Consider the following 22,783-nt stretch of genomic DNA (forward strand, 5'->3'; position numbering starts at 1 on the left):
AAAGCCCGGTGACCTGGCCGGTCTGCTGACCAACTTACAACCCAACGATGTACTTTTTATAGATGAAATTCATAGACTGAGTACAGTGGTTGAAGAGTATTTGTATTCTGCCATGGAAGATTTCAAGATTGATATCATGATTGATTCCGGTCCAAATGCCAGAAGCATTCAGATTAACCTGAATCCTTTTACACTGGTAGGGGCAACTACCCGTAGTGGTCTTTTAACCGCACCACTGCTTTCCAGATTTGGAATAAAATCGCGCCTGGAATATTATGGAGCAACCGTTCTGCAAAAAATTATTGAGAGAAGTGCGTCCATACTGGGTACCGCAATTACCATTGATGCAGCAGCAGAAATTGCAGGCAGGAGCAGGGGAACACCCAGGATTGCCAATGGTTTGCTTAGAAGAGTCCGTGATTTTGCTCAGGTATTGAATGACGGAAAAATTGACTTGGGCATTACACAGCATGCGTTGAAAGCATTGAATGTGGATGCGCATGGATTGGATGAAATGGATAACCGTATTTTATCTGCTATTATCAATAAATTCAAAGGAGGCCCGGTAGGTATTACTACCATAGCAACTGCTGTGGGGGAAGAGCCGGGAACCATTGAAGAAGTGTATGAACCTTTTCTAATTCAGGAAGGCTTTTTACAAAGAACCCCCAGGGGAAGAGAAGCTACTTTGAAAGCCTATAATCACCTGGGGATTGTTATGAAAAGAGGAGAAGCCGGTGAACTTTTCAGTTAAGGCATTCCTTATGTAAACCTACTATGGGGCAACCAGTCGGAAGCCATTTCCATGAATATTGACAATTTCAATATTGCTGTCTTCTTTTAAATACTTGCGGAGTTTGGCAATATAAACATCCATGCTTCTTCCGTTAAAATAAGTGTCACTACCCCATATTTTTTTTAATGCTCTTTCACGGGGTAACAAATCATTCTTGTGTTCCGCCAACATTTTTAAAAGTTCATTCTCTTTAGGAGAAAGGGTTTGCATGGTAGCACCATTTTTTAATTCTCTCAGCTTCGGATTAAAATGATAAGTGCCTAAATCGAATTCAACATTGTCGTTGATTTTATTTTCTTCTTCGTTTCTTTTCAGAATCGCTTTTATTTTCAACAACAATACTTCACTGTCGAAGGGTTTGGTAATATAATCATCAGCACCCAATTTGTATCCCTGGATAATATCGTCTTTCATGGTTTTGGCACTCAGGAAAAACAAAGGAACATCTGGATCAATATCTCTGATTTCTTCTGCCAGCGTAAATCCATCCATATTGGGCATCATTACATCCAGCAGGCAGATGTCGAATTTCTCGCGCTGAAATGCGGCCAGACCCAATCTGCCATCGCGCTCTAAAGTAACTTCGTACTCATTCAGTTCCAGGTAGTTCTTTAATACCATACCCAGGTTTGTATCGTCTTCGCAAAGTAGAATTTTGTACTGTCTTTTATCTTCCATCGGAATTATTTTGAGTGAAACAACAATAATTTACGAAAAATATCCCTTTGAGGGGCTGCAATCTTTTGTTAAATATAAGCAGCTATTTTTTTACAAATTGCTTATCGGTAAGGGCTTTTAAGAAATTCACCAGATCGCTCTTATCTTGCATACTCAGGTTCAGGGGCTCTTTTAAAGTACTGTCTATATTGATGGGTTTGGGAACAAATTTGTAGGGGTTGTCGTAGTATTCAATTACTTCTTCCAGAGTCTTAAACATCCCGTTGTGCATATAAGGCGCTGTTACAGCCACATTGCGAAGTCCCGGTGTTTTAAATTTACCCAGGTCTTCCTTGTTTTTGGTGATGGCATATCTTCCCTCATCTACCAGTGAAACCCCGTCGTAAAGACCTATATTTTTAAATTCATCATTGGTGAAATCCGTACCATTATGGCAATCAAAACATTTGGTTTTATCGCTTACAAATAATTGACGACCTCTTTCAGCTGACTCACTCATCTGATCCAGATCGAAGTCTGACTCATCGGTTTCAAGGGTATTCTGAAAAGCTGCCAATGCCTGTCCCAGATTTTTTGCGTTCGGTGTTTGTTTGAAAATAGACAGAAAAAGAGATCGGTAGGTTTTGCTTTCATTCAATCTTCTTACGGCTTCCCTGATAGGCAAATTCATTTCAACCGGATTTTCAATGGGCATGATTGCCTGCGCTTCCAGTGTTGCCGCTCTGCCATCCCAGAAAAAAGGATCATGCCCTCTTAAGTTCATTACAGTTGGGGCATTGCGGCTGCCTGGCGTGCCTCCCACACCCAAGCTGATAGATAAGGTATCTGCAAAACCAAATGCTGGAATATGACAAGTTGCACAGCTGATGCTATTGTCTTTGGAGAGAATGGGGTCAGAAAAAAGTTTCTTACCCAATTGCGCTTTGGTCTTTATTGGGGCGGGGGGATTAAAGCCGACGCTAAAGGCAATAGCCAGTCCCAATCCTCCTGTAATCCACCATTTTTTCATTGTGTAAAAATACAACTTAGCCCATGCTTTTTTTCAATTCCACCGCTTTTTCATAAAAACGATGAAGTAGCCCAAAAAGAATACCAATCCAAACTATATCCGAGGAATGGTTATTTCCATATCTGTTAAACTCAATTTGACCGTTTGTTAAGGCCTCAACCTGTGTGTTGATAAAATAGCTGCTGATGTAAAAAACGAAAAAGCAAATAATACAACTCCCCCATATCAACTTCAGCCATTTCAGATTGGATTCAAATACTTCTAAAGTATTGCCCAGTCCCATGAATAGTTTAAGGGCCGTTATTCCTGCAATACAGACAACCAACCAGACAAGTGGTTCAAATGCATTCAGATTGGGCCAAAATAAACGTTGCATCACACTAGGATTTTTGATTTCCAACACAGTCTCTTGTGTCATAAGTGTTGCCTTGTTAAAACGAAGTAAGGTCTGAGGTTCCTGAATACTTAATTTTTGCTTCACTGGCAGGTGTAGGATATATTCTTCACTTAGTAATGAACTGAAAAACCCCCATCCGCCCAATACAATACAAATGAATCCTACAAATTTGTAGATTAACCAGTTTGAATTAAAGATATTACGTAACATAAGGAATTCTTTGAATGAAAATAACAATGTGGAGGTAGCTCATAAAATTTATTTTGAACCCACTCCTGCATTGGCTATTTTACAACAAATCATTGGTATGAGTAATCTACAGTTGTTTACGGAAGTCATGCAAAAAGGCTATCAGTTTAAAGGAGAATTTGTAAAAATAGGTTGTGGTATGCTGAACGGTGAAGTAGTGCCGGAAACCAATGTCTACCTGCCTTTAAAAACCCTGAACCGACATGGATTAATTGCAGGGGCAACCGGAACAGGTAAAACCAAAACCCTGCAGCTGATCAGTGAATGTTTAAGCGACAATAGTGTACCTGTAATGCTCATGGATATTAAAGGAGATTTGAGCGGCATTGCTGCAGAAGGAATGTTAAACGATAAAATTCAGGAAAGGGTAAGTAAAATGAATTTATCCTGGAAGCCCACTGCATACCCTGTGGAATTACTTACGTTAACAGGTAATCATGGGGTAAGACTAAGAGCAACTGTTTCAGAATTTGGTCCTGTATTACTTAGTAAAATTCTTGGACTGAACGATACGCAGGGTGGACTGGTTTCCATGATTTTTAAATACTGCGACGATACGGCCATGCCGTTGCTGGATCTGAAGGATTTTATTAAAGTACTTCAGTTTATTGGAAATGAAGGAAAGGCGGAAATGGAAAAAGACTATGGAAAAATATCCACCACTTCTACGGGTACGATTCTTAGAAAAGTAATTGAATTACAACAACAGGGCGCAGACATTTTTTTTGGTGAAAAAAGTTTTGAAGTAGATGATTTAATGCGCATCAATGACGAAGGTCGGGGGATGATTAATATACTTCGTGTTACGGATATGCAGGATAAACCCAAATTGTTTTCCACTTTTATGCTGCAGTTGCTGGCTGAACTCTATGCCAGTTGTCCGGAAGAAGGTGATCTGGATAAACCCAAGCTGGTATTGTTTATAGATGAAGCGCACCTGATTTTTCAGGAAGCTTCTGATGCTTTGTTGCAACAGCTGGAAACCGTAATTAAGTTAATCCGATCCAAAGGTATTGGTATTTTCTTTTGTACGCAGAACCCTCAGGATATACCTCCTTCTATTTTAAGTCAGTTAGGTTTGAAAGTGCAACACGCGTTGAGGGCATTTACAGCGGCGGATAGAAAAACGATTAAACAGGCGGCTGAAAATTTTCCGGAGTCTGAATTTTATGAGGTGGATGAACTTTTGACTCAATTGGGCATTGGAGAAGCATTGGTTACCTTGTTAAATGAAAAAGGTATACCCACACCATTGGTACATACCTTACTGAATCCACCACAAAGCAGGATGGATGTTTTGTCCGATGCAGAAATCAATGCCATCAATGCAAAGAGTAAGCTGGTTGCTAAGTATAATCAGGAGATTGACAGTTTAAGTGCTTATGAAATCCTGAATCAGAAATTAGCAGAAGCCCAGGCAATTACTGCTGAGCGGGCAGCTGAAAAAGCACAGGAGAAACAATCGCAGGAAACTGCTTCTGCCACAGAAACCTTTTTTGATAATCCTATTGTTAAGCAAGTGGGCAGAACTGCTGCCAGCATTATCACACGCAGTTTGCTGGGTGCATTGGGTTTGGGGGGACGTTCTTCTTCGGGTAGAACATCCAGAAGAAGCTAATGCAGCCACCGGATGCGTTTCTCTTCTGAAATTTCAATTTTAGATTCAGCCTGCAGAAAGTTCAATATCTCCCAGATACGTTTTGGGTTTATTTTTTCGTCAGGCATTCATTAATGCATCAACAGCAATGGATTTCTCTGGGCTTTTTTGAATAGCTATTTCTATGGCATTGAATTCCTTTTGGGATACATTTTTATTTTTCTGTTGCAGGCAGTTATCGCAAACGCCACAGGTTTTTGCCACTTCATCACCAAAATAATGGCCAATAAACTGGCTTCTGCATTTGTTTTTTTCTCTTGCATAGTCAATCATCTGACCAACTCTGTTTACGTGCAGTTTTTTTCTCTCCAGATAGGCTTCATGCTGAATATGCAGATATTTTGCAGGAGCCCTGTTCAGCATAAAATGTATTTGCGGGGTTTCTTTTTTAGGTAAATATTCAATGATACCCAATGCCTGCAACTGTTTAAGTGCTGTTTGTAACTGTTCCGGATTCATTCTGCAAATTCTGGCCAGTTGCTGATCGTAAACCGATACCCGATTGTTAAATATGCCCGGGTAGGTTCTTAATAGAGCTTTGATAACCGGTTCCAGTGCCGGATACATTTCTTCGAACTGAGAAAGGTATTGGGTATCGGTGGTAAAGCTTACCTGGGTGGGTAAAAATATTTGTTCGTTAAACTGAATATGTCCTTCCTGTTCCAGTATTCTCAACACATTTACTACCAACAATGGCTCCAGAGAAAACCGTTTGGTAAAAGTTTCAAAATCAAAATTGTAGTAAATACCTTCACCACTTCCGACCGGGATTTGCAAAAAGTCGGCAATCGCCTGATATACCTGCTGAATAACCGGTATGGGAGGGAATTTTATTTCAGCCTGTTCCATTAAAGTGGTCAGGTCTTTTTCCTGCCATAATAAAACAGCAAATGCCCTTTTTTCGTCTCTGCCTGCTCTGCCTGCTTCCTGATAATAATTTTCAAGGCAATCCGGAATATCATGATGGATAACGGTTCTTACATCCGGCTTGTCTATGCCCATGCCAAAAGCATTGGTACAAACCATGATGCGGATTTTATTGTTGATCCAGTTCTGTTGTTTCTGCTCTCTTACAGACTGCTGCAGTCCGGCATGATAGAAATCTGCAGAAATTCCTTGTAATAAAATGGCTTCCGCAATTTTCTTGCATTGTCTTCTGTTGTTGCAATAGACAATTCCTGAGCCTGGAATTTTATGAATGATTTCAAGAATTTTGTTGATTTTACTTTCTGTATTAAAAGCGCTGTACGAGATATTGGGCCTTAAGAAACTTTGTTTATAAACAGCTGGTGATTTCAGCTTCAATTGTTCCTGAATATCTGCCAATACCAGTGGAGTAGCCGATGCCGTTACCGCAATAACAGGAAGATCACGTAGCTTTTCTTTGGTGCTTGCAATGCGACAATAGGCAGGCCTGAAATCGTATCCCCATTGTGAAATGCAATGGGCTTCGTCAACCACCAGCAATTCAACAGGAATATGAGAGAGGAACTCATTGAATAAGTTACTTTCCAGTCTTTCCGGAGAACAATACAAAAAGGCATAGTTTCCTTCAACAGCTTCCTGCAAAATATTTTTTACTTCCTCTTTTTGTAATCCACTGTGTATGGCAGCAGCTCTGATACCTTTTTCGTTCAATGCATCAACCTGATCTTTCATCAAAGCAATCAGCGGACTGATGACCAAACAGGTTCCTCCTCTGAGTATGCCAGGTATCTGATAACAGACCGACTTTCCGCCACCAGTTGGTAAAAGGGCAAGGGTATCTTTACCTTCTACCACAGAACGAATAATGTCCTCCTGTAAAGGTCTGAAAGCCGAATGCTTCCAGTATTGCTGTAATATGGAAAGTGGAGTAGGCAATGAATTAATCCACTTTTTTAAAGTTCAGTCTTACCGAATTGATGGCTAATACTACATCGCTGAGTCCCATTACTAATGCGCCAATTGTAGGACTCAGAAATCCCATTGCAGCAACCGGAATGGCCACTATATTGTAAATAAAAGCCCAGAAAAGATTTTGTTGTATGGTTTTGTAAGTATGCTTGCCCAGACCCAGTGCAAGTGAAAGATTTTTGATTCCGTGATTCATCAATACCACTTCTGCACTTTGCATGGCAATATGTGTTGCATCACTAAGAGAGACCCCTACCGTTGCCTTTGCAAGTGCTGGTGCATCATTGATACCATCCCCAACCATGGCTGTTGGCGCTATTGCTGTTAATGCTTCAATTTTTTCCAGTTTTTGTGCCGGACTTTGTTCTGCATAAACTTCCTGAATGCCCAGTTTGTTGGCTACCGTCTGGCATTTTGCCTGAATATCACCGCTAAGCAAAATGGGTTTGATCCCTTTCTGCTTCAGTGCATTTATTATTGAACCTGCTTCGGGTCTTATTTCGTCCTGCAAAAGAATGGAGGCCAGTAGTTCATTGTTCTTTACCAGGTAAATATTGAAGCTGTCATCCTTAGTTAAATGCGCAACTGCTTTATACGAAGCAGCCATAAGTACATTTCCTTCCTTGTCTGTTGCGGTAACTCCCAATCCCTTTTCTTCACTTACTTTACTGAATCTGATTTCTTCTTTTGTTTTCCAATGCAGGGCAATGGCTTTTGCAAGTGGATGTGTGGAATATTTTTCCAGCGAATAGGCAATCTTTTTACAGGTGTCTTCTCCCAGTGCTTTCCCTGCCTCTGTTAATTCCAATTTTTGAATGCTGAATTTTCCCGTGGTTAAGGTTCCTGTTTTATCGAATACTACCTGTTGAATATCTTTAAATAATTCAAGTGTTTTGGTGTTTTTAAACAAGACCCCGTTTTTAGCGGCTCTTCCCAAACCTACTGCTATGGCTGCAGGCGTGGCCAGCCCCATGGCACAGGGGCAGGAGATTACCAATACGGCAATGCTTCTCATTAAACTGTTGGTGAAGTCCTGTGAGCCAATTGTGTAATTCAGAATAAAAGTTAACACTGCAATGCTGATAACAGCCGGTACAAATATGGCGCTGATTTTATCCGCCAATAATTGCACAGGTGGTTTTTCTGTTTGTGCATTTTTTACCATGGACAAAATATTGCCTAAAACAGAGTCTTCTCCTACAGCAGTTACATATGCTTTAACAGAACCGTTTACTACTGTTGATCCACCTATCAATATATCTTTTACTTTTTCTCAACCGGAACAGACTCGCCGGTAATAATGGATTCGTCAACGGACACTTCGCCGGATAATATTTTACAATCCATGGGAACCGCTTCCCCGTTTCTAATCAATAAAAGATCCCCTGTTTTTAAAGAGGTACTTTCTACAGGAAAAATATGTTCATTCTGCTCGTTGTCGTAGGCAATCATATTGGCCATGGTCTTTTGAGACTGTGCCAGTTTACGCAAGGCATTCTGGGTTTGCTCTACCGATTTATCTTCCATCCAGTAGCCTAAGAAAACTAGGGTAATAATGGTGGCAGCAGTTTCATAAAAAAGGTAGTCGGCTGCCTGATTGGTAAGGGTGCCATATAAGCTGTATACAAATGCAGAGAGTGCGCCCATCGCAATCAATACATTCATATTGGGTACTCCTTTCAACAGACTTTTCAATCCGCTTCTGCCAAAAAAATCCATCCCTAAAATAAAAACCGGTAAGGTTAATCCCAACTGTACATAGGGATTCATTAGCCAGTGAATATGAATGCCTGGTATCATATGAACCATCAGCGGGACGGTAAAAATAGAACAGAAGGCAAATCTTTGCAGGTGTGAGCGGAACAGCGGCTTCTTTGCGCCGGACTCCAGTTCTGATCCCTTTACCTGATAACCCATTCCCTGTATGCCTTTTTGTAAACTTAGCTTGTCTGTATGCTCAGGCATGGCAAAACTCACATCACCTCCGATGAAATTCACCTTTACTTCTTCCATCCCTTTTTCTTTCAGGAATTTATCTATACTGAGGGCACAATTGGTGCAACTCATACCTGTTACTTTCCAATTAACTTTTTCCATACTCAAATTTACAAAAGCCCTGCCTCCTTCATTTGCGATATTGGAATAATATTCGCAGAAGCCTGATTATCTTTGTATCATGGATGCAATTTTTAGCCTGGATCAGATAGAAACCGTTGCTGCGGTTTTTCTTAAAAAATTCCCCTCACAGAAAATCTGGGCTTTCCACGCACCCATGGGAGCAGGAAAAACCACTTTTATTAATGCGCTTTGCAAGCAATTAGGGGTGAAAGTTGGTTTGAGTAGTCCCACATTTGCTATCGTGAACGAATATGCTTCTGATAAAGGGCCTGTATATCATATGGATTGGTATCGTTTGCAGTCTGAAGCTGAAGCCATGGATGCAGGCATTGAAGATATACTGCACAGTGGCGGATATTGTTTTGTAGAATGGCCTGAAAACGCGCCAGGATTGCTTGGGCCGGAGGTGTTGCATTTAAACCTTGAAGTGCTGGACCCATCTACCAGACGTTTATTTAAGGAAGACACATCGTCATAATTTGTTAACTTCAACCTTCAACATAAACAATGGCAACAAGCAGACCCAGTATTAGTCCTTCACTTTTATATGAAGCAATGGAAGAAACCCTGGACATTAAAACCCCGGGGGCAAAATTGCATATCGGTATTCCCAGAGAAATTGCTTTTCAGGAAAACAGAATTGCCTTAACTCCGGATGCAGTGGGCGTATTGGTAGCCAATGGAAACCAGGTTACCATTGAACACAAAGCAGGAGAGAGAAGCCATTATTCCGACAAGGATTATTCAGAAGCAGAAGCACAGATTGTTTATGACAGAGCTGCCGTATATCAATGCCCGATTTTGGTAAAGAGTGCGCCTCCGGTAGAAGAAGATATTCCGCTTTTGCAGATGAATCAGATTATTATTTCTCCCATTCATCACTCTGCATTAAAAAAAGACATCATTGAAAAAATGATGGCCAAAAGAATCACTGCCCTCAGTTTTGAAAATTTCAAGGATGATAGCGGCACTTATCCCATTGTTAGGAGTATGAGTGAAATAGCAGGTAGTGCAGTCATGTTAATTGCCGGCCAATACCTGAGTAGTTTTAATGAAGGGAAGGGGGTTTTATTGGGTGGAATCAGTGGGATTCCTCCTACCAAAGTGGTGGTGATTGGAGCAGGCATTGTTGGAGAGTGTGCAACCCGCAATGCTTTGGCCATGGGCGCTTCCGTAAAAGTGTTTGATAATAATATCTATCGTTTAAAGCAGATGCAGAATAACCTGGGACAACGTGTCTGGACCAGTGTGTTGGAACCCCGCATTTTGGCCAAGCAGTTGAAAACCTGTGAAGTGGCTGTAGGTGCGTTGAGTAACGAATATGGAAGGGCTCCGGTTGTTGTTACGGAAGAAATGGTGGCTGCCATGCGTCCCAACAGTATTATTATTGATGTGGCCATTGACCGCGGCGGCTGTTTTGAAACCAGTGAGCTCACTTCTTACGAAGAACCCACTTTTGTTAAACACGGCGTAATACATTATTGTGTTCCCAATATTCCCAGCGGTTTTGCCCGAACCGCTTCGCAGGCAATCAGTAATGTACTGATGCCCCTTCTTTTGGAAGTTAGCGATGAAGGCGGTCTGGAAGAAATGATCTGGCACAAATTCAATTTGCGCGAAGGGGTATATCTTTTTAAAGGCGCGTTAACCGATATTTATATCAGTCAGAAATTCGATTTAAAATACACCGATTTGAATCTGCTAATTGCCAGCCGACGCTAAGGGCTTGTAGTCGTTAATATGAATGCGGTCCTGACAAAATTGAATTTCCGCTTCTTCATTGCTACAGATTATAACCAGTTTGTTTTTGCAAAAATTAGTAATTAGCTGCTGGTATAATTGATATCCTTGTTTATCTAAGTTAGTGCATGGCTCATCCAGTAGCAGAACCGGGCAATCAGAAAAAACGGCCTGAGCCAGTTTTAATCTTTGTTTCATACCACTGCTGAAACGATTGATTTGTTTGGTGCCCGCTTTCTCCAGCCCAACCAGTGAAAGTATTTCTTTAATTTGTATGGAAGGGTTTATCAATTTGAATTGCTGATGAAAACGCAGTAATTCCGTGGCGCTCATTTCTTCAATTAATTCCAGATAAGGTGTACAGATGGCTATCTGCTGAAAATGCACTTCGGGTTTAACAGGAAGATTAATCTGGCCTTCGTTCAGTTCCATGCTGCCTGCAATGCATTGCAGGAGTGTGCTCTTCCCGGATCCGTTAAAACCAGTAATAGCGTAAGATTTTCCTGACTCAAATGAATAACTCAGTTTTCTGAATATCCATTCGCGGTTGAATTTTTTTCCGCAATTGTCCAGTTGAATAAAATAATTACTCTTCGTCATTGGCACCCTTGGTAAAACGCTTGATGATTCCTCTGCCGCTTTCTCTGATAAAAGTGACAATTTCATCTCTTTCATCGGTGGCTGGAAGTTCCTCTTCTATGTATTCCAATGCCTGTGTGGTATTTAATCCTTTATTGTAAATGGTGCGATATACATCCAGAATATGGTTAATCTGCTCCAGCGGGAAGCCTCTTCTTTTTAATCCAATGCTGTTTACGCCACCATAACTCAGCGGATTTCTAACTGCCTTAATATAAGGAGGTACATCTTTACTCACGAGGCTACCACCTGCAACAAATGTATGCTGTCCAATATTTACAAACTGGTGAACGGCACTTACTCCGCCCACTACAGCCCAGTCTCCGATTGTTACGTGTCCGGCTACCTGCACACTGTTACTCATGATTACATGACTGCCAATGATACAATCGTGGGCAATATGGCTGTAAGCCATAATTAAACAATGATTTCCAATAACCGTTTTCCCCCTGTCCTCTGTTCCTCTGTTGATGGTTACAAACTCACGGATGGTGGTGTGGTCTCCTATTTCAACAGTAGTTTTTTCTCCTACAAATTTTAAATCCTGTGGAATGGCACCCAATACAGCACCCGGAAATACCCTGCAGTTTTTTCCAATCCTGGTTCCATCCATGATGGTTACATTACTCCCAATCCAGGTTCCTTCTCCAATTTGAACGTCCCCGTGTATCACCGTGAAAGGATCAATTTTTACATTCGGTGCAATTCTTGCATTGGGATCAATATAGGTATATGGATGCGTCATATTTTTCTTTTCGTATGTAAGATACTAATTTGGCTGTTTTAGTTGTCTGCTCTTCTGACAACCTGAGCAACCAGGTCTGCTTCTGTGGCTACTTTTCCACCAACATATACAGTGCCTCTCATTTCACAGATTCCTCTTCTGATAGGACCCATGAATTCAAGCTTCAATACCATGGTATCACCAGGGCGAACCATTTGTTTGAATTTACAATTGTCTATTTTCAGAAAGTAAGTATCGTATTTTCCTTCTGGCATAGAATTGATACAAAGAATACCACCTGTTTGTGCAAGTGCTTCAATCTGCAATACGCCCGGCATTACCGGATTCCCCGGAAAATGGCCCGGAAAGAACCACTCGTTAAACGTAACGTTTTTAATCCCTACAATATAAGTATCTGTTAATTCAATGATTTTGTCGACCAGTAAAAACGGATGGCGATGAGGAAGGGTCTTTTCAATTTGTTCTAAAGTGTACACCGGAGGAATTGTTGGGTCATAGGTTGGAACACCTTTAACGTGCTTATTCTTTTTGATGTACTGTTTTATTTTTTTGGCAAATTCCACATTGGAACTATGTCCGGGTCTGTTGGCAATGATTCTGGCTTTAATAGGATAACCAATTAAAGCTAAGTCACCTACCACATCCAGCAATTTGTGTCTGGCAGGCTCATTGGGAAAGCGTAGTTCCAGGTTATTCAGGTAACCTTCGCTTTTTACTGCTATTTCATCTTTTTTGAAAATCTTGGCCAATCTGCTCATCTCTGCATCGGTGATGGGCTTGTCTACCACTACAATTGCATTGTTGATATCCCCTCCTTTAATCAGGTCATTTTCTAACAGCATTTCCAGTTCGTGTAAAAAGCAAAATGTTCTGCAGGGAGCTATTTCAGATTTAAAATCCTTGATGGATTTTAATCCTGCGTGCTGTGTACCTAATACCGGACTATTGAAATCGATTAAGGTGGTAATTTGATAGTCCATGGCAGGCAAGGCTACCATTTCTACTCTTTTACCATCATCGTAGTGATAAATATTTTCGTCAAGGCTATACCAGATTTTAGCAGCATCTTGCTCCTGTACCCCTGATTTTTCAATCAACTCAATAAAGGGGGCAGATGAACCATCCATAATAGGAATCTCCGGGCCATTCACTTCAATAAGTACGTTATCTACTCCCATGCCAACCAAGGCAGCCAGTATATGCTCAACGGTACTCACTTTGGCATCTCCGACCTGCAGGGTAGTTCCACGGCTGGTATCGGTTACCAGGTCGCAGTCGGCCTTAATTACGGGTTTATTGGGGAGGTCGGTACGCTGAAACTGAATGCCAAATCCAGGGTTCGCCGGTTTTAAAATCATATCTACCAGCACACCTGTATGCAAGCCAGTTCCACTGATTTGTATAGACTGGGTTAGCGTATGCTGTTTTTCGGGATTAAAATTGGTATCCATATTTCCGCGCTTTAATATGCGAAATTAAGTTATCCCGACCGTTTATGCTTCATTTAAGACTTAAGCTTCTCAGAAACCAGTTCTTCTACCATTTTTTCCAGTGCTTTGATTCGTTTTTCCATCTCAGGCAGGTTTCTGGTTGCAGCCTGAACCCGGAGAGAACTGGTATAGTCAAATGCAGGGTTTCCGTTGACTGATTTATTGGGTTCCTTGATGGTTTTGGTAATGCCGCTCTTGCCCCCGATTTTGGTGCCATCTGCAATGCTTAAATGTCCGGCAACCCCTGTTTGCCCTCCCATCATTACATATTTGCCTACTTTACTACTACCGCTGATTCCGGTTTGTGCAGCAATTACTGTATTATTTCCTACTTCCACATTGTGGGCAATCTGAACGAGGTTGTCGATTTTTACCCCTTTACGAATCAGGGTTGAACCCATGGTAGCTCTGTCAATAGTGCTGTTGGCTCCTATTTCCACATAATCTTCAATTACCACATTGCCCAGTTGGGGTACTTTCTGAAAAGTTCCATCTGCCTGTGGGGCAAATCCAAATCCGTCACTTCCTATAACGGTTCCGGCATGAATAATTACCTGATTGCCAACAACACAACCCGTATAAATTTTTGCACCCGGAAATATAGTGGTGTTGTCTCCAACAACCACATCGTTACCTAGGTATACACCTGGATAGATTTTGGTATTGTTGCCAATTTTTACGTTTTCACCTGCATAGGTAAAAGCGCCAATGAATACATTGTTACCCAGCTGAGCCGTTTTTGAAACATAACTGGGTTCCTGTATACCCGTTAGCTGGCTGGCCGCCATTTCCTGGTGTTTAGTCATCAATACAGCAAAAAGCAGAATAAGCATCGGATACCCTGATAAGTGTTGCAGTTACCGGTTTTTTCAGCTGTAAAGCGTCGTTCACAATTACAACGGAAGCGGCAGTTGTATATAGGAAATCCTCGTATTTAGGATTGGCCAAAAAAGAAATCTGAGAAGCTTTGGCTTCTTCAATTTTTCCAAAAGACTGAACGGTTACACTGGCATCTCCTTCTACTTTTCCATTAATCAGCATGCCAATTTGTGCTGCGGTGAACTGCATATATTTATATTAGTTTAACAGACAAATGTAAAATTTTTTTACCTGGGAGGATAAATTCTGTTGTATCATAGAATTATCTACTTCTGTAATGTCTTTTACGCTGCCATCTTTGTAAAGTATATTAATTTTTTCTTCCTTGCTTTGATAAGTGGTATTAGAGGCAATTCCGGTAAAGCATAAATAGGCTGCTTCTTCTTTACTTACTCCAAATTTCTTCATGGTCTCTGATTGTTTCTCCGCTATAAATATTTCATCAAAAGGGGTTGACTGTATAGTGGTTTTATAAATTTCCCTATTAAGTAATCGGGTGCACAATATGGAAAGCACTTTGTCTGAATGATTACTCCATTTTTTGATTGCACTGATAACGTCAAAATCATCCATTAAACAAAAGCGCTTTATGGAAGCTTTGGTCATAGGTAAGGAAAATTCTCCGAGGAAATAATCAATTTCAGATCCGGTAGCCAGCTCGTTTTTATAGCTGGGATAAATTGCTCTTACTCTTTGTATAATCTTCACCAGCATTTTTTCAGCAGATAAAACGGTTTTATGCAGATACACCTGCCAGTACATTTGCCGCCTGGCTACCAGGAATTTTTCTACACTGTAAATTCCTTTCTCTTCAATCATTAGCTGACCATTGTGTACCGTTAACATTTTTAATATCCGATCGTACCCGATTACCCCTTCACTTACTCCGGAGAAAAAACTGTCCCGGCTTAAATAGTCCATTCTGTCTACGTCGAGCTGACCGCTGATTAACTGATGCAAAAAGGGTTTATGATACTGGTTGGTAAAAATGTCAATGGCAAGGGTTAGTTGCCCGTTAAACTCATTGTTCATCTGCTGCATTATCTGCAGGGATAGATCTTCATGGTGCACACCCTGTACCAGTTCATGCTCCAACGCATGTGAAAAAGGACCATGGCCTATATCGTGTAATAAAATTGCTGCTTTAACGGCAATTTCTTCTTCTTTGGTAATTTCAATATCCTTGTTTCTCAACTCGGTAATAACATTGCACATCAGGTGGTATGCCCCAAGAGAATGATGCAGTCTGGTATGCACTGCGCCCGGGTAAACCAGCTGCGCCATTGCCATTTGCTGAATTCTCCGGAGACGCTGATAAAAAGGGTGACCGATTATGGAAAATATAAGGGGATGATTAATGGTGATAAACCCATACACCGGATCGTTGATAATCTTGCGCTTCGCTTTGTCCATGCTGTTGTTGAATTGTTAATAAAGGTAGTATTTAGTAGCACAAACAAAATTATAAATAGCTTAGCACTATGGCAATTGCACAGATTTTATGGGTAGACGACGAAATTGAAAGTCTTCAGTCTCAGAAAATATTTCTTGAGGCAAAGGGATATGCTGTTCATACCTTAACCAATGGGTATGATGCAATCGAATACATTCAGAACAATTTAGTAGACGTGGTGCTTATGGATGAATCCATGCCTGGATTAACGGGATTGGAAACCCTTACCCGAATGAAACAAATACAGCAACGCCTTCCCATTGTACTGATTACCAAAAATGAAACCGAAAATCTGATGGATGAAGCCATCGGTAGTCAGATTGCAGACTATTTAATTAAGCCGGTAAATCCGAATCAGGTATTATTAAGTTTAAAAAAAATCATCGATAATAAGCGGCTGGTGGCTGAAAAAACAACGGTCTCTTATCAGCAGAAGTTCTCGGAATTATTTATGGCTTTGTCCGGCAATCCGGACTATACCGAATGGATGGATCTCTATAAAAAACTGGTGTTCTGGGAACTGGAGATGGAAAAAAGTGATAGCCCTGAAATGCGGGAAATTCTCCTGAATCAAAAAAAGGAAGCAAACGCTGCGTTTGGTAAATATATTACGAGACATTATGAAGAATGGGTCAGCCATATTGCAGCTGATGCACCCGTAATGAGTCATCAGCTATTTCAGTTTAAAGTGCTGCCACATATTGAAGAGCAGGTTCCTTTGTTTTTTATTTTAATAGACAATCTTCGTTACGATCAGTGGAAAGCCATTGAGCCGGTTTTTGCAGAAAGTTTCAGAATTCTGGAAGAAGATAGTTTTTACTCCATACTTCCCACTGCCACACAGTATTGCCGCAATGCTATTTTTGCCGGATTATTACCTGTGGAAATAGAAAAAAAATTTCCTGATTTATGGAAGAACGATGAAGAGGAGGGCGGAAAGAATCTTCATGAAAAGGAATTTCTGGAAGCACAGTTAAAAAGGTTGAAGAAGGACTCCATAAAAATGAGTTACCATAAAATTCTGAATCACCAGGATGGGCAACAACTGGTGAACAATATGCATAATCTGCTGGGTAATCAGTTAAATGTAATTGTTTACAATTTTGTGGATATGCTCAGCCATGCTAGAACCGAGATGGAAGTGCTGAAAGAACTGGCCAGCGATGAAGCCAGTTACCGTAGTTTAACCAGAAGCTGGTTCGAACACAGTCCGCTTCATCAGGCTTTAAAAAAAGTAGCAGACAAGAAAATTAAAATTATTCTGGCAACCGATCACGGGAGTGTCCGGGTTAAATCACCCATTAAAGTGATTGGAGATAAAATGACTACCACCAATCTCCGGTACAAGCATGGAAGAAACCTGAATTACGACGATAAGGAAGTGCTGGCTTTCAGAGAACCCGCTAAAATAGGTCTGCCAGTTCCCGCGCTGAATTCCTCCTTTATTTTTGCCAGGGAAGACAGTTATTTGTGTTATCCCAATAATTACAACCATTACGTTAATTATTTCAGAAATAGTTTTCAGCACGGAGGCATTAGCCTTGAGGAAATGATTGTTCCGTTGATTAAAATGGAGTCAAAAGCCTGATTATCCCTATTTCTACCCAGTTTGTGGATAAAACCCTGTGCAATTGCAGGGTACTAGGGTTAAATTTGTCCTTATGAAATACACGCAATCTACACTCAATAAATTAGAAGATATATTAGGTGAATCTGACTACGTGGTTCGTTACGAAAGAGGTACTTTCCAGAGCGGATGGTGTTTGCTGGAGTCCAGAAGGGTGGTGGTTCTCAACAAGTTTTTAAATATAGAAGGCCGGATTAATACTTTAATGGAATTGATTCCGCAGCTGGATATTCTGTTTGATAAATTAACCCTGGAGTCTCAGAAACTTTATGAAGAAGTGGTAAGGAAGTCGGTGATAACTACTGAGTAAGTTAGAAAAATACCTGCTGCTCAGCACAAATTTACCTTAGTTTTATTCAGTGAAATCAAGTGCAATCAAGGTTCAGTTTTTAGGTACGGGCACCAGTACGGGTATTCCTATGATTGGATGCAGTTGCGCTGTTTGCAGTTCTGAAAATCCCAAAGACAAAAGACTAAGAACCAGTATTATGGTTCAGTCGGAACATACCACACTGGTGATTGATACCACACCGGATTTCCGATATCAGATGCTCAGGACAAATACCAGGCATCTGGATGCTGTACTTTTTACCCATCCGCATAAAGATCATATTGCCGGCCTGGACGATATACGTGCTTTTAATTTTTTCTCCGGATCTGCTATGAATGTATTTGCCAACTCCTTAACGGAGGAAGCCATCCGACGTGATTTTTATTATGCTTTTTCCGATAACAAATATCCGGGAACACCGGAAATTCAACTGCATACCATAGGAGAAGCTCCTTTCTTTATTAACGATATTAAAATAGAACCCATACAGGTAATGCATCACCGGATGCCGGTGCTGGGTTTCAGAATGGGCGATTTTACTTATATCACGGATGCGAATTTTATTGAACAGTCCGAACTGGATAAAATAAAAGGATCAAAAGTGTTGGTGTTGAATGCATTGAGGAAGGAAAAACATTTGTCTCATTTTACTTTGCAAGAAGCAATTGATATTGCCGGTATGCTTGAGATTCCTGAAGTATATTTTACCCATATTAGTCACCAGCTGGGTTTGCACGATGAAATTAATCAGGAACTACCATCGCATATACAACTGGCGTTTGATGGATTAGAAATTAGTTTGTAATCCCGCAAATTTTGCGGAGATGAAAAAATGGATGAAAGAGTATCTAAGCTTTTCTCAGAAAGAGCGTATTGGATTATTGGGCCTGTTGATATTATTGGGATTGTTTATTGCTGCCCCTTATTTTTTGAAAGAATCCCCCCGGCCATTACCGGAAGAGTTGTTGCAATGGACAAACCAGGTAGACTATCCAACGGAAAACAACCAGGTAAACAGCTATTTAAAGGCAACTTCACATTCAACAAAAAATCCTGTCCGTCGATTTTTCTTTGATCCCAATACTGCCAGTTCTGAAACACTTGCTGAACTGGGCTTCACCGAAAAAAATATAAGGACATTAAGCAACTATCGGAATAAGGGAGGCAGATTTAAAGAAGCTGCAGATTTGCAAAAGATCTGGGGTATATCCCAAAGCCTGACCAGTTCGCTGATGCCTTATGTACGCATTGTAATGACATTGGACAAACCCGAGAGCAGTTTAACCAGAGACCTTACTTATGTAAGAAAAGATTATAACAAGCGAATACCTCAAAAAATTGATATCAATACTGCTGACCAGGCAACCTGGGAGCAATTGCCCGGAATAGGTCCGGTTCTGGCAGGCAGAATTGTCAAATACAGAAATTATCTGGGTAAGTTTAGTGGGGTTGATGAAATCAGAAAAACCTATGGACTTTCAGATTCTTTGTTTTCTATTATAGCGCCTTTTCTCCAGCTTAATCCGGATAATGCAAACTCTAATAACTCGAATAAATCAACAAGTTCCCTTCCTTCCATTAATACAGCCAGCGAAGCCATGCTAATTAAAGCGGGGGTGATTCCTGCCATTGCCTCGGCCATTGTGCAATACAGAAAACAGTACGGATTATTTCAACAACTGGAAGATTTAAGAAAGATTGTTTTTATTCAGACGGCCCAATATGAGCAATTGGTTCAACAAGTTAAGCTGTGAATATATTCTCTCTTTTTTTAACCATTTTTTTCATTTAAAATCCCCTAGATTTGCCCCACAAACTAACTAACGATTGTTTGTTTTAGGGGGTCTGAATAGTACGCTTGCACTATCCAGCCCCCGTCTATTGTAAAGAATTAATTATGAACTTTCAGGAAACAGAATTAACCAGACAGGTAGCCGCCACGGCCAGAGATTTTGCATTGCAATCTATTAAGCCTCATGTAATGGAATGGGATGAAGCACAGTTTTTCCCTGAGGCATTGTTCAGAGAAATGGGTAAACTGGGATTAATGGGCGTATTGGTGCCGGAAGCATACGGAGGTGCCGGTTTAGGCTATTTTGAATACAATGCCATCATTCAGGAAATCGCGAAGGTTTGCGGGAGTATTGGATTGAGCGTTGCTGCCCACAATTCTCTTTGTACCAATCATATTCTGAGCTTCGGTAATGAGGAACAAAAACAACGCTGGTTGCCTAAACTGGCAACAGCAGAATGGATTGGAGCGTGGGGATTAACGGAGCCCAACACGGGAAGTGATGCCGGCAACATGAAAACAACGGCGGTTAAGCAAGGCGATAACTGGGTGTTGAATGGAACCAAGAGTTGGATTACACACGGTAAGTCAGGTGAAATTGCGGTGGTTATTTGCAGAACCGGAGAGCCCAGAACCAGCGGAAATTCAACTGCCTTTGTAGTAGAAAGGGGTACACCCGGGTTTACAGCCGGAAAAAAGGAAAACAAACTGGGAATGCGTGCCAGTGAAACGGCAGAAATGATTTTTGACAATTGTATTATCCCTGATAGTAACCGTTTAGGCGAAGTAGGAGATGGATTCAGACAGGCGATGAAAATACTCGACGGTGGAAGAATTTCCATCGCCGCCCTTTCTGCAGGTATTGCCAAAGGGGCTTATGAAGCGGCTTTGCAATATGCACAGGAACGTCACCAATTCGACAAACCTATTGCCTCATTTCAGGGAATCAGCTTTAAACTGGCTGATATGGCCACGGAAATCATGGCAGCCGATTTATTGATACACCAGGCCTGCGATCTGAAAAACAAAGGCCAAAAAGTAACCAAGGAAGGAGCAATGGCTAAATATTATGCCAGTGAAGTGGCAGTTAAGGCTGCCACAGAAGCCATTCAGATTTTTGGCGGATATGGGTACACAAAAGATTTTCCTGTAGAAAAGTACTACCGTGACGCAAAATTGTGTACTATTGGGGAAGGAACTTCCGAGATTCAGAAAATGGTGATAGCAAGAGAAGTACTGCAATAAACTGTTTTTCGATTGCTTGCTCATATTAAGAGACCCACCTGGGTCTCTTTTTTATTGATAAGGTTCTCACAAAACTTTGTATATTGAATCGCATAAATCCATTATATCCTTTTCTATATTCAGCTATATGCGGATACTAATCATTCTTGCTCTATCTGTTTTTTTGAATCAGCTTTATGCCCAAAAGTCTACAGGAACTTCGGCTGTTGTAGATTCATTGAATCAGGAAGCTTTTGCAAGCAAAAGATCTGATATTTCCAAAGCGCTGAATCTCCTGATTATTGCGCAGAATACAGCACAGCAAATTGATTATCAAAAAGGGTTGGCAATTGCCTATTTATACGAAGGGGGAATTTACCAGCAACAAGGATTTAATAAAAGGGCATTAACCGATTATTATCTTTCACTTGATATCTTTAAAAGAACCAAAGATACTTTTAACCTGGCCAAAGTAACGCAGCAAATTGGAAACGCGTTGTTACTGGAAGGACGTTACGATACCGCCGTTACTGTCTTTAATGAGTGCCTGAGTATTTTTAAACAGTACAATAAAGAAGAAGAAATTGTTAATGTTAAAAATAGTCTTGGTTTAATTCAGTTATACAGAAATAAACCAGACTCTGCTGTTATTTTATTTGATCAGGCATTGAATGTGAGTAAGAAAATAAAATACAGCTATGGTGAAAAGAAAGCATTGTATCATTTAGGCAAACTGGCTTTGAATGGTAAAAACCTGGATCTGGCTGTCAGTTTCTTCAATGCCTCTATGGCAATTGATGAAAAAATTAATGATCGCTATGGAATGGCCCTGAATAATATTGCCCTGGCCGAGGTTGCTTTGAAGAGAGGACAGTTGAACGAGATGTATGCATTGTCAAAAACTTCTTATGACTTTGCAAAATCAATCAATGCTTATGATTTAACTTATCAAAGTGTTGCTCAGATAATTAGTTACTACAAGAAGGTAAACAATCCGGATCAAGCCATTGCCTGGCAGGATACTATTATTGCAGTTACCAATCAGCATCGCATTAAAGAAAATGAGTACGCGTCTAATTTTATTGATATCATCAAGAATCAGCAGAATTTAAGATTAGACAAGGAGAACGCTTTCATTCGTGCTCAACGGGCTTCTGATGAACAGTTATTCATTTTAACAGTAGGAACTTTTATTTTAATTATATTAGCTGTTCTGGTGGTGATGGTGTTTATTAACTATCAGAAACAAAAACATTTCAGCCGTGAACTTCGGGCCAAGAATATTCTGATAGAAGCCCAGATTGAAGAAATGGGAACCCTGAATAAGGAAATTTCTTATCAGAACAGAATGCTCGAAGCCGATAATAAAACAAAGGACAAATTACTTTCAATTATATCGCACGATCTTAGAAATCCATTGGTAAACACCAAGGGTATTCTGAATTTAGTGAACCAGGGAATTGTACCTGAAGATCAGGCCAAGCAATTATTACTTCAATTAGAAACCCAGTATATGGGAACCACTTCCTTATTGGATAATTTGCTGTTCTGGTTAAAAGGACAGATGGCTGGTAAAAATCTGGATCGTTCTAAAGTAGTGATATTCCAATTGGTAAAAGGATTAGAGGATGAACATAGAATGTTACTTGATCGTAAACAGATTCTATTTCATAACCTGGTAAATCCACAGATGCATATTTATGCAGACAAGGAAATGATTAGAATTGTACTGAGGAATTTAATCAGTAATGCAATTAAGTTTACCCCTGAAAAAGGGATGATTGAAATAAAAACAGAGCAAACAGAATCCGAGACAATTGTTCTGGTGGAAGATACCGGTATTGGTATGTCTGATGAAACCATTCAGAAAGTGAATGCCAAACAGTATTACACTACTGCCGGAACATCTATGGAGAAAGGAAGTGGTTTTGGTTTAATGCTATGTAGCGATTTAATCAACAGGCACGATGGTAGTTTAACCATAGAAAGTATGCCTGGAAAGGGGAGCAGGTTTGTTATCAAGCTCCCCCATATGCAAGCTTAATTAATCTTCGCTTTTGGAG

22 protein-coding genes are annotated in these 22,783 nt (G+C 40.5%); 10 read left to right on the plus strand and 12 right to left on the minus strand.

Annotated features, from left to right (window positions below; genetic code table 11):
• Window positions 1-754 (plus strand): Holliday junction branch migration DNA helicase RuvB (gene ruvB, locus P767_RS17185; RefSeq protein WP_037352825.1); only part of this gene is annotated, 754 nt, incomplete at its 5' end.
• A 21-nt stretch (window positions 755-775) separates the two neighbouring features.
• Here ruvB and P767_RS0113920 read toward each other — a convergent pair.
• The 3 genes from P767_RS0113920 to P767_RS0113930 form a co-directional block, all read right to left on the minus strand.
• Window positions 776-1,474: a response regulator transcription factor gene (locus tag P767_RS0113920; RefSeq protein ID WP_026765016.1), complete on the minus strand. Its 699-nt coding sequence runs from the start codon at window positions 1,472-1,474 to the stop codon at window positions 776-778.
• A gap of 82 nt (window positions 1,475-1,556) precedes the next feature.
• Window positions 1,557-2,483 carry a cytochrome-c peroxidase gene (locus P767_RS0113925; RefSeq protein ID WP_026765017.1) on the minus strand — a complete coding sequence of 309 codons (927 nt, stop codon included), beginning with the start codon at window positions 2,481-2,483 and terminating at the stop codon, window positions 1,557-1,559.
• A gap of 16 nt (window positions 2,484-2,499) precedes the next feature.
• Window positions 2,500-3,090 carry a hypothetical protein gene (locus tag P767_RS0113930; RefSeq protein ID WP_026765018.1) on the minus strand — a complete coding sequence of 197 codons (591 nt, stop codon included), beginning with the start codon at window positions 3,088-3,090 and terminating at the stop codon, window positions 2,500-2,502.
• Between the two features lie 28 nt (window positions 3,091-3,118).
• Between P767_RS0113930 and P767_RS0113935 the strand changes: the two genes are divergently transcribed.
• Window positions 3,119-4,747 carry a helicase HerA-like domain-containing protein gene (locus P767_RS0113935; protein WP_245586897.1) on the plus strand — a complete coding sequence of 543 codons (1,629 nt, stop codon included), beginning with the start codon at window positions 3,119-3,121 and terminating at the stop codon, window positions 4,745-4,747.
• Window positions 4,748-4,846: 99 nt separating this feature from the next.
• Here the strand turns inward: P767_RS0113935 and P767_RS17190 are convergent, their stop codons facing one another.
• The 3 genes from P767_RS17190 to P767_RS19190 are packed head-to-tail and all read right to left on the minus strand — an operon-like array spanning window position 4,847 to window position 8,779.
• On the minus strand, window positions 4,847-6,649 hold the full coding sequence (locus P767_RS17190) for a RecQ family ATP-dependent DNA helicase (protein ID WP_245586898.1): 1,803 nt from the start codon (window positions 6,647-6,649) through the stop codon (window positions 4,847-4,849).
• A gap of 4 nt (window positions 6,650-6,653) precedes the next feature.
• The gene (locus P767_RS19185; protein WP_262506406.1) at window positions 6,654-7,937 is read right to left on the minus strand and encodes a heavy metal translocating P-type ATPase; all 1,284 of its coding nucleotides are present in this window, start codon (window positions 7,935-7,937) and stop codon (window positions 6,654-6,656) included.
• An 8-nt stretch (window positions 7,938-7,945) separates the two neighbouring features.
• On the minus strand, window positions 7,946-8,779 hold the full coding sequence (locus P767_RS19190) for a P-type ATPase actuator domain-containing protein (protein ID WP_262506407.1): 834 nt from the start codon (window positions 8,777-8,779) through the stop codon (window positions 7,946-7,948).
• Between the two features lie 79 nt (window positions 8,780-8,858).
• Here P767_RS19190 and tsaE point away from each other — a divergent pair, with 79 nt between their 5' ends.
• The gene (tsaE, locus tag P767_RS0113950; protein WP_026765020.1) at window positions 8,859-9,278 is read left to right on the plus strand and encodes a tRNA (adenosine(37)-N6)-threonylcarbamoyltransferase complex ATPase subunit type 1 TsaE; all 420 of its coding nucleotides are present in this window, start codon (window positions 8,859-8,861) and stop codon (window positions 9,276-9,278) included.
• A 29-nt stretch (window positions 9,279-9,307) separates the two neighbouring features.
• The gene (locus P767_RS0113955; RefSeq protein ID WP_026765021.1) at window positions 9,308-10,522 is read left to right on the plus strand and encodes an alanine dehydrogenase; all 1,215 of its coding nucleotides are present in this window, start codon (window positions 9,308-9,310) and stop codon (window positions 10,520-10,522) included.
• On the opposite strand, the gene P767_RS0113960 is transcribed toward P767_RS0113955, so the two are convergent.
• From P767_RS0113960 to P767_RS0113980, 6 genes are read right to left on the minus strand one after another with little or no spacing between them, the layout of a single operon-like run.
• Window positions 10,502-11,140 carry an ABC transporter ATP-binding protein gene (locus P767_RS0113960; protein WP_037351898.1) on the minus strand — a complete coding sequence of 213 codons (639 nt, stop codon included), beginning with the start codon at window positions 11,138-11,140 and terminating at the stop codon, window positions 10,502-10,504. The two genes, P767_RS0113955 and P767_RS0113960, sit on opposite strands and share 21 nt — an antisense overlap.
• Window positions 11,127-11,924 carry an acyl-ACP--UDP-N-acetylglucosamine O-acyltransferase gene (gene lpxA, locus P767_RS0113965; protein WP_026765023.1) on the minus strand — a complete coding sequence of 266 codons (798 nt, stop codon included), beginning with the start codon at window positions 11,922-11,924 and terminating at the stop codon, window positions 11,127-11,129. Before lpxA ends, P767_RS0113960 begins: the two co-directional genes overlap by 14 nt.
• Window positions 11,925-11,962: 38 nt before the next feature.
• Entirely contained in the window at window positions 11,963-13,375 is a 1,413-nt protein-coding gene (locus tag P767_RS0113970; protein ID WP_026765024.1) for a bifunctional UDP-3-O-[3-hydroxymyristoyl] N-acetylglucosamine deacetylase/3-hydroxyacyl-ACP dehydratase, read from the minus strand.
• A gap of 53 nt (window positions 13,376-13,428) precedes the next feature.
• Window positions 13,429-14,202, minus strand: coding sequence for a UDP-3-O-(3-hydroxymyristoyl)glucosamine N-acyltransferase (gene lpxD / locus P767_RS17200; RefSeq protein ID WP_245586899.1), 774 nt, complete (start codon window positions 14,200-14,202; stop codon window positions 13,429-13,431).
• 10 nt (window positions 14,203-14,212) lie between these two features.
• The gene (locus P767_RS18940; protein ID WP_245586900.1) at window positions 14,213-14,482 is read right to left on the minus strand and encodes an LpxD N-terminal domain-containing protein; all 270 of its coding nucleotides are present in this window, start codon (window positions 14,480-14,482) and stop codon (window positions 14,213-14,215) included.
• A 9-nt stretch (window positions 14,483-14,491) separates the two neighbouring features.
• The gene (locus P767_RS0113980) at window positions 14,492-15,706 is read right to left on the minus strand and encodes an HD domain-containing protein (protein WP_026765025.1); all 1,215 of its coding nucleotides are present in this window, start codon (window positions 15,704-15,706) and stop codon (window positions 14,492-14,494) included.
• A gap of 68 nt (window positions 15,707-15,774) precedes the next feature.
• Between P767_RS0113980 and porX the strand changes: the two genes are divergently transcribed.
• The 6 genes from porX (at window position 15,775) to P767_RS0114010 (ending at window position 22,764) form a co-directional block, all read left to right on the plus strand.
• A complete protein-coding gene (porX, locus tag P767_RS0113985; protein ID WP_026765026.1) occupies window positions 15,775-17,334 on the plus strand; it encodes a T9SS response regulator signal transducer PorX in 1,560 nt (519 codons plus the stop codon).
• Window positions 17,335-17,407: 73 nt separating this feature from the next.
• Entirely contained in the window at window positions 17,408-17,683 is a 276-nt protein-coding gene (locus P767_RS0113990) for a hypothetical protein (protein WP_026765027.1), read from the plus strand.
• Window positions 17,684-17,732: 49 nt separating this feature from the next.
• A complete protein-coding gene (locus P767_RS0113995; protein ID WP_245586901.1) occupies window positions 17,733-18,509 on the plus strand; it encodes an MBL fold metallo-hydrolase in 777 nt (258 codons plus the stop codon).
• A gap of 19 nt (window positions 18,510-18,528) precedes the next feature.
• Entirely contained in the window at window positions 18,529-19,458 is a 930-nt protein-coding gene (locus P767_RS0114000) for a ComEA family DNA-binding protein (RefSeq protein WP_026765029.1), read from the plus strand.
• A gap of 143 nt (window positions 19,459-19,601) precedes the next feature.
• Window positions 19,602-20,741 (plus strand): acyl-CoA dehydrogenase family protein, encoded by a 1,140-nt coding sequence (locus P767_RS0114005; RefSeq protein ID WP_026765030.1) that lies wholly within the window; start codon window positions 19,602-19,604, stop codon window positions 20,739-20,741.
• Between the two features lie 127 nt (window positions 20,742-20,868).
• Entirely contained in the window at window positions 20,869-22,764 is a 1,896-nt protein-coding gene (locus P767_RS0114010; RefSeq protein ID WP_026765031.1) for a tetratricopeptide repeat-containing sensor histidine kinase, read from the plus strand.
• Window positions 22,765-22,783 lie beyond the last annotated feature (19 nt).

The organism is Sediminibacterium salmoneum NBRC 103935 (genome assembly GCF_000511175.1).
In the GTDB taxonomy this organism is placed as follows: Bacteria; Bacteroidota; Bacteroidia; order Chitinophagales; family Chitinophagaceae; genus Sediminibacterium; species Sediminibacterium salmoneum.

Coding starts and splice junctions, on each gene's coding strand:
- P767_RS0113920 (WP_026765016.1), bottom strand. CDS start 1,474: ATGGAAGATAAAAGACAGTACAAAATTCTACTTTGCGAAGACGATACA.
- P767_RS0113925 (WP_026765017.1), bottom strand. CDS start 2,483: ATGAAAAAATGGTGGATTACAGGAGGATTGGGACTGGCTATTGCCTTT.
- P767_RS0113930 (WP_026765018.1), bottom strand. CDS start 3,090: ATGTTACGTAATATCTTTAATTCAAACTGGTTAATCTACAAATTTGTA.
- P767_RS19190 (WP_262506407.1), bottom strand. CDS start 8,779: ATGGAAAAAGTTAATTGGAAAGTAACAGGTATGAGTTGCACCAATTGT.
- tsaE (WP_026765020.1), top strand. CDS start 8,859: ATGGATGCAATTTTTAGCCTGGATCAGATAGAAACCGTTGCTGCGGTT.
- P767_RS0113955 (WP_026765021.1), top strand. CDS start 9,308: ATGGCAACAAGCAGACCCAGTATTAGTCCTTCACTTTTATATGAAGCA.
- P767_RS0113960 (WP_037351898.1), bottom strand. CDS start 11,140: ATGACGAAGAGTAATTATTTTATTCAACTGGACAATTGCGGAAAAAAA.
- lpxA (WP_026765023.1), bottom strand. CDS start 11,924: ATGACGCATCCATATACCTATATTGATCCCAATGCAAGAATTGCACCG.
- P767_RS0113970 (WP_026765024.1), bottom strand. CDS start 13,375: ATGGATACCAATTTTAATCCCGAAAAACAGCATACGCTAACCCAGTCT.
- lpxD (WP_245586899.1), bottom strand. CDS start 14,202: ATGGCGGCCAGCCAGCTAACGGGTATACAGGAACCCAGTTATGTTTCA.
- P767_RS18940 (WP_245586900.1), bottom strand. CDS start 14,482: ATGCAGTTCACCGCAGCACAAATTGGCATGCTGATTAATGGAAAAGTA.
- P767_RS0113980 (WP_026765025.1), bottom strand. CDS start 15,706: ATGGACAAAGCGAAGCGCAAGATTATCAACGATCCGGTGTATGGGTTT.
- porX (WP_026765026.1), top strand. CDS start 15,775: ATGGCAATTGCACAGATTTTATGGGTAGACGACGAAATTGAAAGTCTT.
- P767_RS0113990 (WP_026765027.1), top strand. CDS start 17,408: ATGAAATACACGCAATCTACACTCAATAAATTAGAAGATATATTAGGT.
- P767_RS0114000 (WP_026765029.1), top strand. CDS start 18,529: ATGAAAAAATGGATGAAAGAGTATCTAAGCTTTTCTCAGAAAGAGCGT.
- P767_RS0114005 (WP_026765030.1), top strand. CDS start 19,602: ATGAACTTTCAGGAAACAGAATTAACCAGACAGGTAGCCGCCACGGCC.
- P767_RS0114010 (WP_026765031.1), top strand. CDS start 20,869: ATGCGGATACTAATCATTCTTGCTCTATCTGTTTTTTTGAATCAGCTT.